Origin of the sequence: Streptomyces sp. NPDC101490 (genome assembly GCF_044767145.1) — a bacterium.
In the GTDB taxonomy this organism is placed as follows: domain Bacteria; phylum Actinomycetota; class Actinomycetes; order Streptomycetales; family Streptomycetaceae; genus Streptomyces.
In genome coordinates, this window is record NZ_JBIWNI010000015.1 from 1 (window position 1) to 12,088 (window position 12,088).

Here is a 12,088-nt window from a genome sequence, read left to right on the forward strand (position 1 = left end):
CCGCCACCACGATCTTCGCGCTGGTGGTTGAACGGGCCGCGCCGCCGCTAGAGCTTGCGAAGTCCACTGAGCACCCTTTCGAGCAGTGTCACGTCCGGCGTACCGCCGGTCTCTCCGTTGCCCGGCTGGTGGATCGCCACCATGCCGGCCTCCGCCAGGTCGGCTACGAGGATTCGGGCGACGCCGAGCGGCATCGACAGGAGCGCCGACACCTCGGCCACCGACTTGACCTCACGGCACAGGTGGCAGATCCGCTGGTGCTCGGGGAGCAGCGTCGCGAGGTGTGCCGGATCGGCCGTGGTGCTGACCAGCGCCTCGATGGCGAGCTGGTAGCGCGGCCGGGTCCGGCCGCCGGTCATCGCGTACGGACGCACCAGCGGCTGGTCGCCCTCGTGTCCGTACTCGTCGACTGAGGCGCCGTACGGATCGTGAGAGGCGGGGGGCGGGGTCATGAATCCTCCGGGCGTGACAGCAAACTTCTGCCGTCTGATGGGGCCGGTGGGGGGCCGGATGGGGCGGCCGGACGGTGAACGGTGCCAAAGGGCGGTACGGAGGGGCGTACCGCCCGGTCGTGCGGTGGTGCGGTGGGGCTTGGGTCCGGGGACCGCCCGTCAGTGCAGCAGGCTGCCCTGGAGCTCCGCACGGAGATCCGGGGTGAGGACGCTGCCGGCCCGGTCGACCAGCAGTGCCATCTCGTAGCCCACGAGGCCGATGTCGCACTCGGGGTGGGCGAGCACGGCCAGTGAGGATCCGTCGGAGACCGACATGAGGAAGAGGAAGCCGCGCTCCATCTCCACCACGGTCTGGGCGACGGGGCCCCCCTCGAAGATCCGGGACGCGCCCGCGGTCAGCGAGGTCAGTCCGGACGCGACCGCCGCCAGCTGGTCGGCGCGGTCGCGGGGGAATCCTTCGGACATGGCCAGCAGGAGTCCGTCGGCGGAGACCACCACCGTGTGGGACACCCCGGGGGTGTTGTCCACGAAGTTGGTGATCAACCAGTTCAGATTCTGCGCCGCCTGGCTCATCGCGTTCAACTAACGCTCCTGCTGGTGGTTCGGACCGGAGGGGTTGCCACCCGTGGTCGGGTTGCCCGCCTGGCGGCCCTGCTGGATGCCGCGGCGCAGATTGGTGAGCCGGCCGCGGACGTCGTCGGGTGCACGCGAGACCTGGGGGCCGGCGGTGTGCGCCTGCTCCTGGGCGGTCCCGGGTACGAGGTTGGCCTTCGGCACGCGCCGGGGAAGACCGGAGGTGGTGACGCCGCCGGCCGCGGGCTTGCGCACCCGCTCGGCCTGGCGCACCAGCTCGTCGTTGGGCGAGGTCCGCCAGGCGGCCCCGCCGTTCTGGCGGCCGTCGGCGGCCGGATCGCCCGGACGGCCCGCGGGGGCGGGCGGCTGCGCGGCGGCCGGGGGCTGCCCGGTGCGCGTCGCGTCCGGGGCCTGCCCCTGCCGCTGGGCCTGCTCCTGCTGCTGGAACCAGTTGGTCTCCAGCGTGTCGTAGAGCGGGGTGCGGCCGTCGCCCGAGCCACCGGCCGGCGGCAGGGCCTCCGGCCGTCGCGGCTGCTGGAGCTGCGGCTGACGCGGCTCCAGCGGTCGCTCGTCGGCCGGACGCGGGGCGCCGAAGTCACCTGCGGGACGCTGGAGCGGGGCCGGGGCCTGCTGCTGCGCCTGCGGCACGTAGGGCTGCCGGCCGAACTGCTGCTGACCGCCCTGCTGGTACGGCTGAGGCGCCTGCGGCTGCTGGGCCCGCTGGGGGAGTCCCTGCTGCTGGGGTGCCTGGGCGCCGAAGTCGGGCTGCGGGAACTGGCCGGTGGAACCGGGCCCCTGCGGCGCGTCGAACTCCGGGCGGGCGAACTGGCCGGTGGCGGCCGGGTCCTGCGGGGCGCCGAAGTCCGGGCGCGGGAACTGGCCGGTGGAGCCGGGTCCCTGCGGAGTGCCGAGGTCGGGGCGCGGGAACTGGCCCGTGGAGCCGGGACCCTGCGGGGCGCCGAAGTCCGGACGGGGGAACTGCGCGGTCTCCGCCGGGTCCTGGACACCCTGGTACGGCTGGGGCGCCTGCGGCTGCTGGGCCCGCTGGGGGAGTCCCTGCTGCTGGGGTGCCTGGGCGCCGAAGTCGGGGTACGGGAACTGGCCGGTGGAACCGGGACCCTGGGGCGCGTCCGGGCGGGCGAACTGGCCGGTGGAGGCCGGGTCCTGCGGGGCGCCGAAGTCCGGGCGCGGGAACTGGCCCGTGGAGCCGGGACCCTGCGGAGCACCGAAGGGGCCCGTGGTCTCGGGCTCCTCGTGGCCGCGCGGGGCGTCCAGCGGGCTCATCTCCTGCTGCGGACGCCGGACCGGCGACTGCGCCGGGTCGTCGCCCCAGCTGGCGGCCTGCGGGCGCGGCTGCTGCGGGTTGCCGCCGGGCAGTTCGGCGCGCGGGAACTCGTACCCGCCGGGCTGGTTCCCCTGCTGCGGCTGGGGCTGCTGGGGGACGGCCGGTGCCTGGTGGGCGCGGTTGCCCTGGTTCCCCTGGTTGCCCCACACGTCGGTGCGGGACGGGATGGCGCTCGCGGCGCCGCCGATGAGGCCGCCGCCGGGACGCATCGTGTCGAGGCCCGGGGCCTGCTGGCCCTGGGGCGCCTGCGGGCCGGGGGAGACCTGCGGCAGCTGACCGGTCTGGTCGAGCTGGGCGTTCTGCGGCTGCGGGGCGTTCTGCGGGCCGCCGGGGAGCGGGGAGCCGTCGCGGGCGGGCAGCGCCGGGCGGGGAGCGCCCGTACCGACCTGGCCGCGCGCCGCCGCGGCGCCCGAGGCGAGCCGGCCGGCCGCCGAGGACGCGCCGCCCTGGCCGGGCCGTGCGCCGCCGGGGCCACCGGGACCCGCGGGGAGACGGCCGCCGGGGGCGGTGCCGGGCGGCATCGCGCCCTGGCCGCCCGGCTTGGGCATCGGCTTCTTGTTGCCCTGGGCGACGTCCACCGGGAGCATGACGAGCGCGGTGGTGCCGCCCGAGTCGGACGGACGCAGCTGGATGCGGATGCCGTGTCGCAGGGACAGGCGGCCGACCACGAACAGACCCATGCGGCGGGAGACGGAGACGTCCACGGTGGGCGGTGAGGCGAGCCGCTCGTTGATCGCCGCCAGGTCCTCGGGAGAGAGACCGATGCCGGTGTCGTGGATCTCGACGAGCACCCGGCCGTCGGGCAGCGCGTGACCGGTGACCCGGACCTTGGTCTGCGGGGAGGAGAACGAGGTCGCGTTCTCGAGCAGCTCGGCGAGCAGGTGCACGAGGTCGTTGACGACCCGGCCGGCGACCTCGGTCGCGGGGACCGAGGACAGCTCGATGCGCTCGTACTGCTCCACCTCGGAGGCGGCGGCGCGCAGGACGTCGACCAGCGGGACCGGGCGGGTCCAGCGGCGGCCCGGCTCCTCACCGGCGAGGACGAGGAGGTTCTCGCCGTTCCGGCGCATACGGGTGGCGAGGTGGTCGAGCTTGAAGAGCGAGGACAGCTGGTCCGGGTCGGCCTCGCGGGACTCCAGTTCGGAGATGAGCGAGAGCTGACGCTGGATGAGGCCCTGCGAACGGCGCGAGAGGTTGGTGAACATCGCGTTGACGTTGCCCCGGAGGAGGGCCTGCTCGGCGGCGAGGCGGACGGCCTCGCGGTGCACGTCGTCGAAGGCCGCGGCCACCTGGCCGATCTCGTCCCGGGAGTGCACGCCGACGGACTCGACGGAGGTGTCGACGTCCTGCGGGTCGGACTCCGAGAGCTGCTTGACCAGCTCGGGCAGACGTTCCTGGGCGACCTTGGTCGCGGTGTCCTGGAGGCGGCGCAGCGACCGGATCATGGACCGGGCCACGACGAAGGCGCCGATGAGCGAGACGCCGAGGACGAGGAGGATCAGCGCACCGTTGACGATGGCCTCGCGCTGCGACTCCTGCCGCAGCTCACGGGCCATGGTCTCCATGTCGCCGAGCAGACCGCGCTCGATGCGGTTCATGGCGGCGATCTTGGTGCCGTACTCGTCGGTGAAGTTGAGGTGGCCCCGCGGGGTGGCGTCCGGCAACCCCTTGTCGGACTGCAGCGCGTTCTCGGTGTACTTCTCGGCGGCGAGGATCGAGGGGTTGCCGCTGTTCAGGGAGGCGGTCAGCTCGTTGGCGTCGCCACCGGTCGACTCGTAGATCGCCTGGAAGGACTTGAGCTCGACGCTCTCGGAGGTGAGCGCGGCCTCGCCGTAGAGGCGGTCGCCCTCCAGGATCTTGCCCTTGGCCTTGTCGCTCGGCGGGAGGGCACCGGCGATGATCGCCTGCTGGATGGAGGCGTACTCCTTGGCGGACGAGAACGCGGCGAGCGCGCGGGTCCGCTTGATCATGTCGGGGTTACTGGTCGCCTGCGCCATGTCCTGCGACAGGCTGAGCAGCGAGCGGACGAGACGGCTGTACGCCTCGACCGTCACCGAGTGCAGGGCGCTCTTGGAGTAGGCGTTTCCCCGGATCGTGTTGAGCTGGATGACCTGCGAGGCGATCTGGCTGACGTTCTGGCGGATGCTGCGCAGCGCCTCGTTGCCCTCGGTGGCCGGGATGTCCTCGGTCGCCTCGAGGAACGACTTGTACTCGCGGTCGGTCTTCCGGCGGTTGTTGGCGACCTGGTAGTCGCTGACGGGGCGGCCGTTGGCCAGCGGTCCCGCGGAGAGGTCGCGCTCGGCCTGGAGGGCCTGCGCGAGGTCGGTCGCCTCACGGGTCAGCTTGGTGAGCAGCTGCATGTGCTCGAGCTGCTCCATGTCCTTGAGCGACTCGTTGATGCGGATGCCGCCCAGGCTGGTCGCGGCGACCACGGGGAGGGTGAGCAGGGCGACCAGACGTGTGGAGATGCGCCAGTTGCGCAGGGCTATTCGCGGGCCGACCTCGTTCTCGGCGCGGGGCTTGACGGGCACCTCGGCGGACTCGGCGGGGGCGGCACCGGCGTGGGGGCGCCTGCCCGCGTCACCGGCGTCGCCGGACGGGCCCTGGCCCTGCTTCGGGGTGCGCGGGGCCGAGGGACCGCGGTCGGTCCCGGCACGCGGTTCCTGCTCCGCCGGAGCATCCGCGCGGCCCTGGCGGGCCTGGGCAGACCCCGAGCCATCCCTCTTGAAACGTCCCTGCACTAGCGTCGCAACCTCTTGACCAGGCGTCCTTCCGGATGAACGGAGAGGACGGTGTCGGCTTCGTCGGGGCGTGTGTGACGCCCCAGGTGGTCATCGGTGACCGGCGCAGCTCCCCCTTTCCCGCCACTCGGCCGGCGCTGCGGTGCGCCCCGTGCGCGCCGGCTTCGAAACCCGCGGCGGTGCGTGGAATTGCAGCACAGTGCAGGATCTCCAACAAGGGCCGAGTGCCGTGCCGGGAGAGGAATGACAACCCGTGCCCGGCGGGTCACCCCATGTAGACGATGATCGCGGAGGATTCGGACTTTTCCACTCCAATGAGTGGGCGCACCCCTGTGTCCCAGTCGCCATGATCAGGAGCGGAATGGAATATTCAGTGGCGGAATGTACCTTTCAGAGGTGACAAACTGCTGCCCGTAATGCCCGGAATGCTCACCCATGGGTGAGCAAACTCACACTCTTCCCGATGTCTTGGCCATGCTCCTCCGGGGAATCCCGTGCTTAGCCTGACGCTTTACACCCCTTCGCGCCCTTCCGGGGCGCCCGTACCGGAACAGGGTCAGACCATCCCGATGAACCCGACGAAGACGACGACGCCCGGCTCCACGGCCAACCCCCGCCGCTCCACCCTCGTCCACCTCGCGGACGCCGCGGAGCTCGACCGGGGCGCCCGGCCGGAGTACCCGGCCGCGCTGCCCGCCCGTACGGCCAACCCGCGCCGCACCGTCCTCATGCAGGCCCCCGCGCCGTTCGAGCCGCAGCCCTACGCCGTGTACGCCCGCTGACCCGGTAGCGCGTCCCCGCCTCCTGTGACGCGTGTCATGGGAGGCGCTGATATCGCAGGTCGAGCGCCCCCGCGCCGCGTTAGCCTGGAGCGTCAGACTCCAGCAAGCACCAAGTGAGGGGCGACAGCACTCGTGCGCATCGCCAGATTCTCCATCGACGGCAATGTGGCCTTCGGCGCCGTCGAGGGCGAGGGAACCGTCGAGTCCGGCGGCCTCGTCCTCGACATCATCAAGGGCATCCCGTACACCGACTTCGAGCTCAGCGGCACCAAGGTCCCGCTCAGCAAGGTCCGGCTCCTGCCGCCCGTGCTCCCCAACAAGGTCGTGGGCATCGGCCGCAACTACGCGGCGCACGCCGCCGAGCTCGGCAACGAGGTCCCCGACGTCCCCGTCGCCTTCTTCAAGCCCACCACCTCGGTGATCGGCCCCGGCGACGCCATCGAGTACCCCTCCTTCTCGCAGGAGCTGCACTACGAGGCCGAGCTGGCCGTGGTGATCGGCCGCATGTGCCGCGAGGTGCCCCGCGAGCGCGTCCAGGACGTGATCTTCGGTTACACCTGCGCCAACGACGTCACCGCCCGTGACGTCCAGAAGCGCGAGAACCAGTGGGCCCGCGCCAAGGGCTTCGACACCTCCTGCCCGCTCGGCCCCTGGGTCGAGACCGGCCTGGACGTGGCCGCCGCGGGCGACCTGACCCTCCAGGCCACGGTCAACGGGGAGCAGCGCCAGCTGGGTCGGACGAGCGACATGATCCGCTCCATCGAGGACCTGGTCGTCCACATCACCGAGGCCATGACGCTGCTGCCCGGCGACGTCATCCTCACCGGCACCCCCGCCGGGGTCGGCCCCCTCAACGCCGGCGACGAGGTCGCCGTCACCATCGAAGGCATCGGCACTCTCACCAATAGGGTGATCAAGCGTGGCTAACGCGATCCGCGTCCGTTTCTGTCCCTCGCCGACCGGCAACCCCCACGTGGGTCTGGTCCGCACCGCTCTCTTCAACTGGGCCTTCGCCCGGCACAACGAGGGCACCATGGTCTTCCGCATCGAGGACACCGACGCGGCGCGCGACTCGGAGGAGTCGTACGAGCAGCTGCTCGACTCGCTGCGCTGGCTCGGCCTCGACTGGGACGAGGGCCCGGAGGTCGGCGGCCCGCACGCGCCCTACCGGCAGTCGCAGCGGATGGACATCTACCGGGACGTCGCCGACAAGCTGCTCGCCGGCGGGTACGCGTACCCCTGCTACTGCACCACCGAGGAGCTCGACGAGCGCCGCGACGCCGCCCGCGCCGCCGGCCGCCCCTCCGGCTACGACGGCCACTGCCGCGACCTCACCGCCGAGCGGAAGGCCGCCTACGAGGCCGAGGGCCGCACCGCGATCGTCCGCTTCCGGATGCCCGACGAGCCGATCACCTTCACCGACCTGGTCCGCGGCGAGCTGACCTTCACCCCGGAGAACGTGCCGGACTACGGCATCCTCCGGGCCAACGGCGCCCCGCTGTACACCCTGGTCAACCCGGTCGACGACGCCCTGATGGAGATCACCCACGTCCTGCGCGGCGAGGACCTGCTCTCCTCCACCCCCCGCCAGGTCGCCCTCTACAAGGCGCTGATCGAGCTCGGCGTCGCCAAGGAGATCCCCTCCTTCGGCCACCTGCCGTACGTGATGGGTGAGGGCAACAAGAAGCTCTCCAAGCGCGACCCGCAGGCCTCCCTCAACCTCTACCGGGAGCGCGGTTTCCTCCCCGAGGGCCTGCTGAACTACCTCTCGCTCCTCGGCTGGTCGTTCTCGGCGGACCAGGACATCTTCACCATCCCCGAGATGGTGGCGAAGTTCGACATCGCCGACGTCAACGCCAACCCGGCGCGCTTCGACCTCAAGAAGGCCGAGTCGATCAACGCCGACCACATCCGGATGCTGGACCCGAAGGCCTTCGCCGAGGCCTGCGAGCCCTGGCTGGTGGCCCCGCGTGCTCCCTGGGCGCCGGAGGACTTCGACCGGGCCGCCTGGGACGCCATCGCGCCGCACGCCCAGACCCGGGTGACCGTCCTCTCGGACATCACGGCCAACGTGGACTTCCTCTTCCTGCCCGAGCCGGTCCTGGACCAGCCCTCGTGGGACAAGGCGATGAAGGGCGACCCGGTGGCCCTGCTCACCACCGCCAGGGAGCAGCTCGCCGCCGCCGACTGGAGCGACCCGGAGTCCCTGAAGAACGCGGTCCTGGCCGCCGGCGAGGCCCACGGCCTCAAGCTCGGCAAGGCCCAGGCCCCGGTCCGCGTCGCCGTCACCGGCCGCACGGTCGGTCTGCCGCTCTTCGAGTCCCTGGAGATCCTCGGCGAGGAGCGGACGCTGGCCCGCATCGACGCGGCTCTGGCGAAGCTCACCGCCTGACCCCCGCCGCGCGGTACGGTCGACGCATGACCATCCGCGCGGTGCTGTGGGACGTCGACGACACGCTCTTCGACTACGCGCGCGCCGACCACGCCGGCATGGACGCGCACCTGACGGCCGAGGGCCTGGTGGACGGATTCGACTCCGTCCACCAGGCCCTCGGTCGTTGGCGGGAGCTGACCACCCTCCACTGGCGCCGCTTCGAGGCGGGCGGGATCGAGTTCGAGGACCAGCGCAGGGACCGCATCCGCGACTTCCTCGGGGCGCCCGGACTCACCGCCGCCGAGGCCGACGACTGGTTCGGGCGCTACCTGGTCCACTACGAGGCGGCCTGGGAGCTCTTCCCCGACACCGTGCCCGTCCTGGACCTCCTGGCCGATGACTACCGTCACGGGATCCTGTCGAACTCCAGCCTCCGCAACCAGGACCGCAAGCTGCGGGTCCTCGGCGTACGGGACCGCTTCGAGGCCCTGCTGTGCGCCGCCGAGCTGGGGGTGGCCAAACCGGCCCCGGAGGCCTTCCACGCCGCCTGTGAGGCCCTTGACCTGCGTCCGGGGGAGGTGGCGTACGTCGGGGACCAGCCCGACATCGACGCCAGGGGCGCGGTGGAGGCGGGGCTGGTGGGCATCTGGCTGGACCGGGCCGACACCGGCGGACGGCCCGAGCTGAACCGGATCACGGACCTCCGCCAGCTCCCCGGCCTGCTCGGCGGCCATACCCGTTTTGGAGCACCGTCCACCTTCGGGTAATGTTCTTCCTGCGCCGAGGGGAACAAGCCGAAAGGCAAGAACCCGGAAAGCGCAAGCCGAGCAAGATCCTCCCTGGTGGGGAAGTTGCCCCGGTGGCCTATGGTGTAATTGGCAGCACGACGGTTTCTGGTTCCGTTAGTCTTGGTTCGAGTCCAGGTAGGCCAGCTCGCAGAGCTTCATCTGCAAAACGTGGATATCAGATCCACAAAGGCCCCCGTTGTGTAGCGGCCTAGCACGCCGCCCTCTCAAGGCGGTAGCGCCGGTTCGAATCCGGTCGGGGGTACAGATCCATCCTGCGGAACACTTGGGTAGCTCCCGGTGAAAACGTGGTGACATCACCCGGCTCCGGCTGGGTGGGATCGCTAGGGCCCCCGTTGTGTAGCGGCCTAGCACGCCGCCCTCTCAAGGCGGTAGCGCCGGTTCGAATCCGGTCGGGGGTACGGTTTAACCGCCATGGCCTATGGTGTAATTGGCAACACTACGGTTTCTGGTACCGTCATTCTTGGTTCGAGTCCAGGTAGGCCAGCTCGCAGAGCTCATCTGCAAAACGTGGATCACATCCACAAAGGCCCCCGTTGTGTAGCGGCCTAGCACGCCGCCCTCTCAAGGCGGTAGCGCCGGTTCGAATCCGGTCGGGGGTACGAGACGAGGAAGCCCTTCCCTTCGGGGGAGGGCTTCCTCGCTGTTCCCGGCCGTACGCACAAGTCCGGCCCACCGCTGCGGCGTTGGAGCGGTGGGCCGGGACCGTACGAGAAGGTGCGGGGGTGTCAGCCGGTGCGGCGGAGCGCCTCGGAGAGGCGGGCGGCGGCGTCGATGACCGCCTGGGCGTGCATACGGCCCGGGTGACGCGTCAGGCGCTCGATCGGTCCGGAGACCGACACGGCGGCCACCACGCGGTTCGACGGGCCGCGCACGGGCGCCGAGACGGACGCGACACCGGGCTCCCGCTCGCCGATCGACTGGGCCCAGCCCCGGCGCCGTACGCCCGACAGGGCCGTCGCCGTGAAGCGGGCGCCCTGGAGACCGCGGTGCAGTCGCTCGGGCTCCTCCCAGGCCATCAGGATCTGTGCCGACGAACCCGCCTTCATCGTCAGCGTCGAGCCGACCGGGACGGTGTCCCGCAGACCCGAGAGCCGCTCGGCGGCCGCCACGCAGATCCGCATGTCACCCTGGCGACGGTAGAGCTGAGCGCTCTCGCCGGTGACGTCCCGCAGATGCGTCAGGACCGGGCCCGCCGTCGCGAGGAGACGGTCCTCGCCCGCCGCCGCGGCCAGCTCCGAGAGACGGGGCCCGAGAATGAACCGGCCCTGCATGTCGCGCGCCACCATGCGGTGGTGTTCCAGTGCCACGGCGAGACGATGTGCCGTGGGTCGTGCGAGTCCCGTCGCCGCGACCAGTCCTGCGAGGGTGGCCGGACCGGACTCCAGGGCGCCCAGGACAAGGGCTGCCTTGTCGAGAACGCCTACGCCGCTAGAGTTGTCCATGCAACGATATTCGCGTCTCACTCTGTGAAACGCAAGTTCAATTTTCCCGGGAACTTGTCACTCTGGTGGGGCGGCCGCACAACGGCCCGCGGAACGGGTCTCTAGTTGTGCCGACGCTGACGTCGGCCGGAGGGAAAGCGATGGGTAGGACACTCGCGGAGAAGGTCTGGGACGACCACGTCGTCCGGCGCGCCGAGGGCGAGCCCGACCTCCTCTACATCGATCTGCACCTGCTGCACGAGGTGACCAGCCCCCAGGCCTTCGACGGCCTGCGCCAGAACGGCCGGCAGGTGCGGCGCCTCGATCTCACCATCGCCACCGAGGACCACAACACCCCCACCCTCGACATCGACAAGCCGATCGCCGACCCGGTCTCCCGCGCCCAGTTGGAGACCCTGCGCAAGAACTGCGCCGAGTTCGGCGTCCGGCTGCACCCGCTGGGCGACGTCGAGCAGGGCGTCGTCCACGTCGTGGGACCGCAGCTGGGCCTGACCCAGCCCGGCACCACCGTGGTCTGCGGCGACTCGCACACCTCCACGCACGGCGCCTTCGGCGCGCTGGCGTTCGGCATCGGCACCAGCCAGGTCGAGCACGTCCTCGCCACCCAGACCCTCCCGCTGGCCCGTCCCCGGACCATGGCCATCACGGTCGACGGCGAACTGCCCGAGGACGTCACCGCCAAGGACCTCATCCTGGCGATCATCGCGAAGATCGGCACCGGCGGCGGCCAGGGCTACATCCTGGAGTACCGGGGCTCCGCCATCGAGAAACTCTCGATGGAGGCCCGGATGACCATCTGCAACATGTCGATCGAGGCCGGTGCCCGCGCGGGCATGATCGCCCCCGACGAGACCACCTTCGCCTATCTGAAGGGCCGCGCCCACGCCCCCGAGGGCGAGGACTGGGACGCCGCCGTCTCGTACTGGGAGACCCTGCGCTCCGACGAGGACGCCGTCTTCGACGCCGAGGTCGTCATCGACGGCCCCTCGCTGGCCCCGTTCGTCACCTGGGGCACCAACCCCGGCCAGGGTGCGCCGCTTTCGGCGAACGTCCCCGACCCGGCTTCGTACGAAGACGCTTCGGAGCGCCTCGCCGCCGAAAAGGCCCTGGAGTACATGGGGTTGACCGCCGGGCAGCCGCTCCGGGACATCAGGGTCGACACCGTCTTCGTAGGCTCCTGCACCAACGGCCGCATCGAGGACCTGCGCAACGCCGCGAACCTGCTGGAAGGCCGCAAGGTCGCCGAGGGTGTCCGCATGCTGGTCGTCCCCGGCTCCGTCCGGGTCGCCCTCCAGGCCGTCGAGGAGGGCCTCGACAAGGTCTTCAAGGAGGCCGGGGCCGAATGGCGGCACGCCGGCTGCTCCATGTGCCTGGGCATGAACCCCGACCAGCTGGCGCCCGGTGAGCGTTCCGCGTCCACCTCCAACCGCAACTTCGAGGGCCGGCAGGGCAAGGGCGGCCGCACCCACCTGGTCTCCCCCCAGGTCGCCGCCGCCACCGCCGTCCTGGGCCATCTGGCCTCCCCGGCCGATCTGTCCGACGTCGCTACGCCCGCGGGGGTCTGAGGAAC

9 protein-coding genes, 5 tRNA genes and 1 pseudogene are annotated in these 12,088 nt (G+C 71.3%); 10 read left to right on the forward strand and 5 right to left on the reverse strand.

Annotated elements, in window-relative coordinates; genetic code table 11:
* The 4 genes and pseudogenes from ACIRQY_RS24010 to ACIRQY_RS24025 all read right to left on the reverse strand — a co-directional run.
* Positions 1 to 67 (reverse strand): annotated as a pseudogene (locus tag ACIRQY_RS24010) (ATP-binding protein); the annotation flags it as partial.
* Positions 48 to 452: a DUF742 domain-containing protein gene (locus ACIRQY_RS24015; protein WP_017235980.1), complete on the reverse strand. Its 405-nt coding sequence runs from the start codon at positions 450 to 452 to the stop codon at positions 48 to 50. The pseudogene ACIRQY_RS24010 and the gene ACIRQY_RS24015, both read right to left, overlap by 20 nt.
* A 159-nt stretch (positions 453 to 611) precedes the next feature.
* Complete coding sequence (locus ACIRQY_RS24020; RefSeq protein ID WP_030496942.1) at positions 612 to 1,025, reverse strand: roadblock/LC7 domain-containing protein; 414 nt, start codon at positions 1,023 to 1,025, stop codon at positions 612 to 614.
* A gap of 9 nt (positions 1,026 to 1,034) precedes the next feature.
* On the reverse strand, positions 1,035 to 5,111 hold the full coding sequence (locus ACIRQY_RS24025) for a nitrate- and nitrite sensing domain-containing protein (RefSeq protein WP_403929065.1): 4,077 nt from the start codon (positions 5,109 to 5,111) through the stop codon (positions 1,035 to 1,037).
* Between the two features lie 569 nt (positions 5,112 to 5,680).
* Here ACIRQY_RS24025 and ACIRQY_RS24030 point away from each other — a divergent pair.
* The 9 genes from ACIRQY_RS24030 to ACIRQY_RS24070 all read left to right on the forward strand — a co-directional run bounded on the left by ACIRQY_RS24030 (position 5,681) and on the right by ACIRQY_RS24070 (position 9,675).
* Complete coding sequence (locus tag ACIRQY_RS24030; protein ID WP_366443903.1) at positions 5,681 to 5,893, forward strand: hypothetical protein; 213 nt, start codon at positions 5,681 to 5,683, stop codon at positions 5,891 to 5,893.
* Between the two features lie 132 nt (positions 5,894 to 6,025).
* Entirely contained in the window at positions 6,026 to 6,820 is a 795-nt protein-coding gene (locus ACIRQY_RS24035; protein ID WP_351787345.1) for a fumarylacetoacetate hydrolase family protein, read from the forward strand.
* On the forward strand, positions 6,813 to 8,285 hold the full coding sequence (gene gltX, locus ACIRQY_RS24040) for a glutamate--tRNA ligase (RefSeq protein ID WP_403929069.1): 1,473 nt from the start codon (positions 6,813 to 6,815) through the stop codon (positions 8,283 to 8,285). Before ACIRQY_RS24035 ends, gltX begins: the two co-directional genes overlap by 8 nt.
* Positions 8,286 to 8,311: 26 nt before the next feature.
* Positions 8,312 to 9,034 carry an HAD family hydrolase gene (locus ACIRQY_RS24045; RefSeq protein ID WP_403929072.1) on the forward strand — a complete coding sequence of 241 codons (723 nt, stop codon included), beginning with the start codon at positions 8,312 to 8,314 and terminating at the stop codon, positions 9,032 to 9,034.
* A gap of 93 nt (positions 9,035 to 9,127) precedes the next feature.
* Positions 9,128 to 9,199, forward strand: a tRNA-Gln gene (locus ACIRQY_RS24050).
* 45 nt (positions 9,200 to 9,244) lie between these two features.
* Positions 9,245 to 9,317 (forward strand) — tRNA-Glu (locus ACIRQY_RS24055).
* A gap of 84 nt (positions 9,318 to 9,401) precedes the next feature.
* A tRNA-Glu gene (locus ACIRQY_RS24060) sits at positions 9,402 to 9,474 on the forward strand.
* A 14-nt stretch (positions 9,475 to 9,488) separates the two neighbouring features.
* Positions 9,489 to 9,560, forward strand: a tRNA-Gln gene (locus ACIRQY_RS24065).
* 42 nt (positions 9,561 to 9,602) lie between these two features.
* A tRNA-Glu gene (locus ACIRQY_RS24070) sits at positions 9,603 to 9,675 on the forward strand.
* Positions 9,676 to 9,801: 126 nt separating this feature from the next.
* On the opposite strand, the gene ndgR is transcribed toward ACIRQY_RS24070, so the two are convergent.
* Positions 9,802 to 10,518: an IclR family transcriptional regulator NdgR gene (gene ndgR / locus ACIRQY_RS24075; RefSeq protein WP_317875038.1), complete on the reverse strand. Its 717-nt coding sequence runs from the start codon at positions 10,516 to 10,518 to the stop codon at positions 9,802 to 9,804.
* Between the two features lie 140 nt (positions 10,519 to 10,658).
* On the opposite strand from ndgR, the gene leuC reads away from it, so the two are divergent.
* Complete coding sequence (gene leuC / locus ACIRQY_RS24080; RefSeq protein ID WP_351787336.1) at positions 10,659 to 12,083, forward strand: 3-isopropylmalate dehydratase large subunit; 1,425 nt, start codon at positions 10,659 to 10,661, stop codon at positions 12,081 to 12,083.
* Positions 12,084 to 12,088 lie beyond the last annotated feature (5 nt).

What these genes read in the sequence shown, in the direction of transcription:
- ACIRQY_RS24015 (WP_017235980.1), bottom strand. Translation starts at nt 452, where the DNA reads ATGACCCCGCCCCCCGCCTCTCACGATCCGTACGGCGCCTCAGTCGAC.
- ACIRQY_RS24020 (WP_030496942.1), bottom strand. Translation starts at nt 1,025, where the DNA reads ATGAGCCAGGCGGCGCAGAATCTGAACTGGTTGATCACCAACTTCGTG.
- ACIRQY_RS24030 (WP_366443903.1), top strand. Translation starts at nt 5,681, where the DNA reads ATGAACCCGACGAAGACGACGACGCCCGGCTCCACGGCCAACCCCCGC.
- ACIRQY_RS24045 (WP_403929072.1), top strand. Translation starts at nt 8,312, where the DNA reads ATGACCATCCGCGCGGTGCTGTGGGACGTCGACGACACGCTCTTCGAC.
- ndgR (WP_317875038.1), bottom strand. Translation starts at nt 10,518, where the DNA reads ATGGACAACTCTAGCGGCGTAGGCGTTCTCGACAAGGCAGCCCTTGTC.
- leuC (WP_351787336.1), top strand. Translation starts at nt 10,659, where the DNA reads ATGGGTAGGACACTCGCGGAGAAGGTCTGGGACGACCACGTCGTCCGG.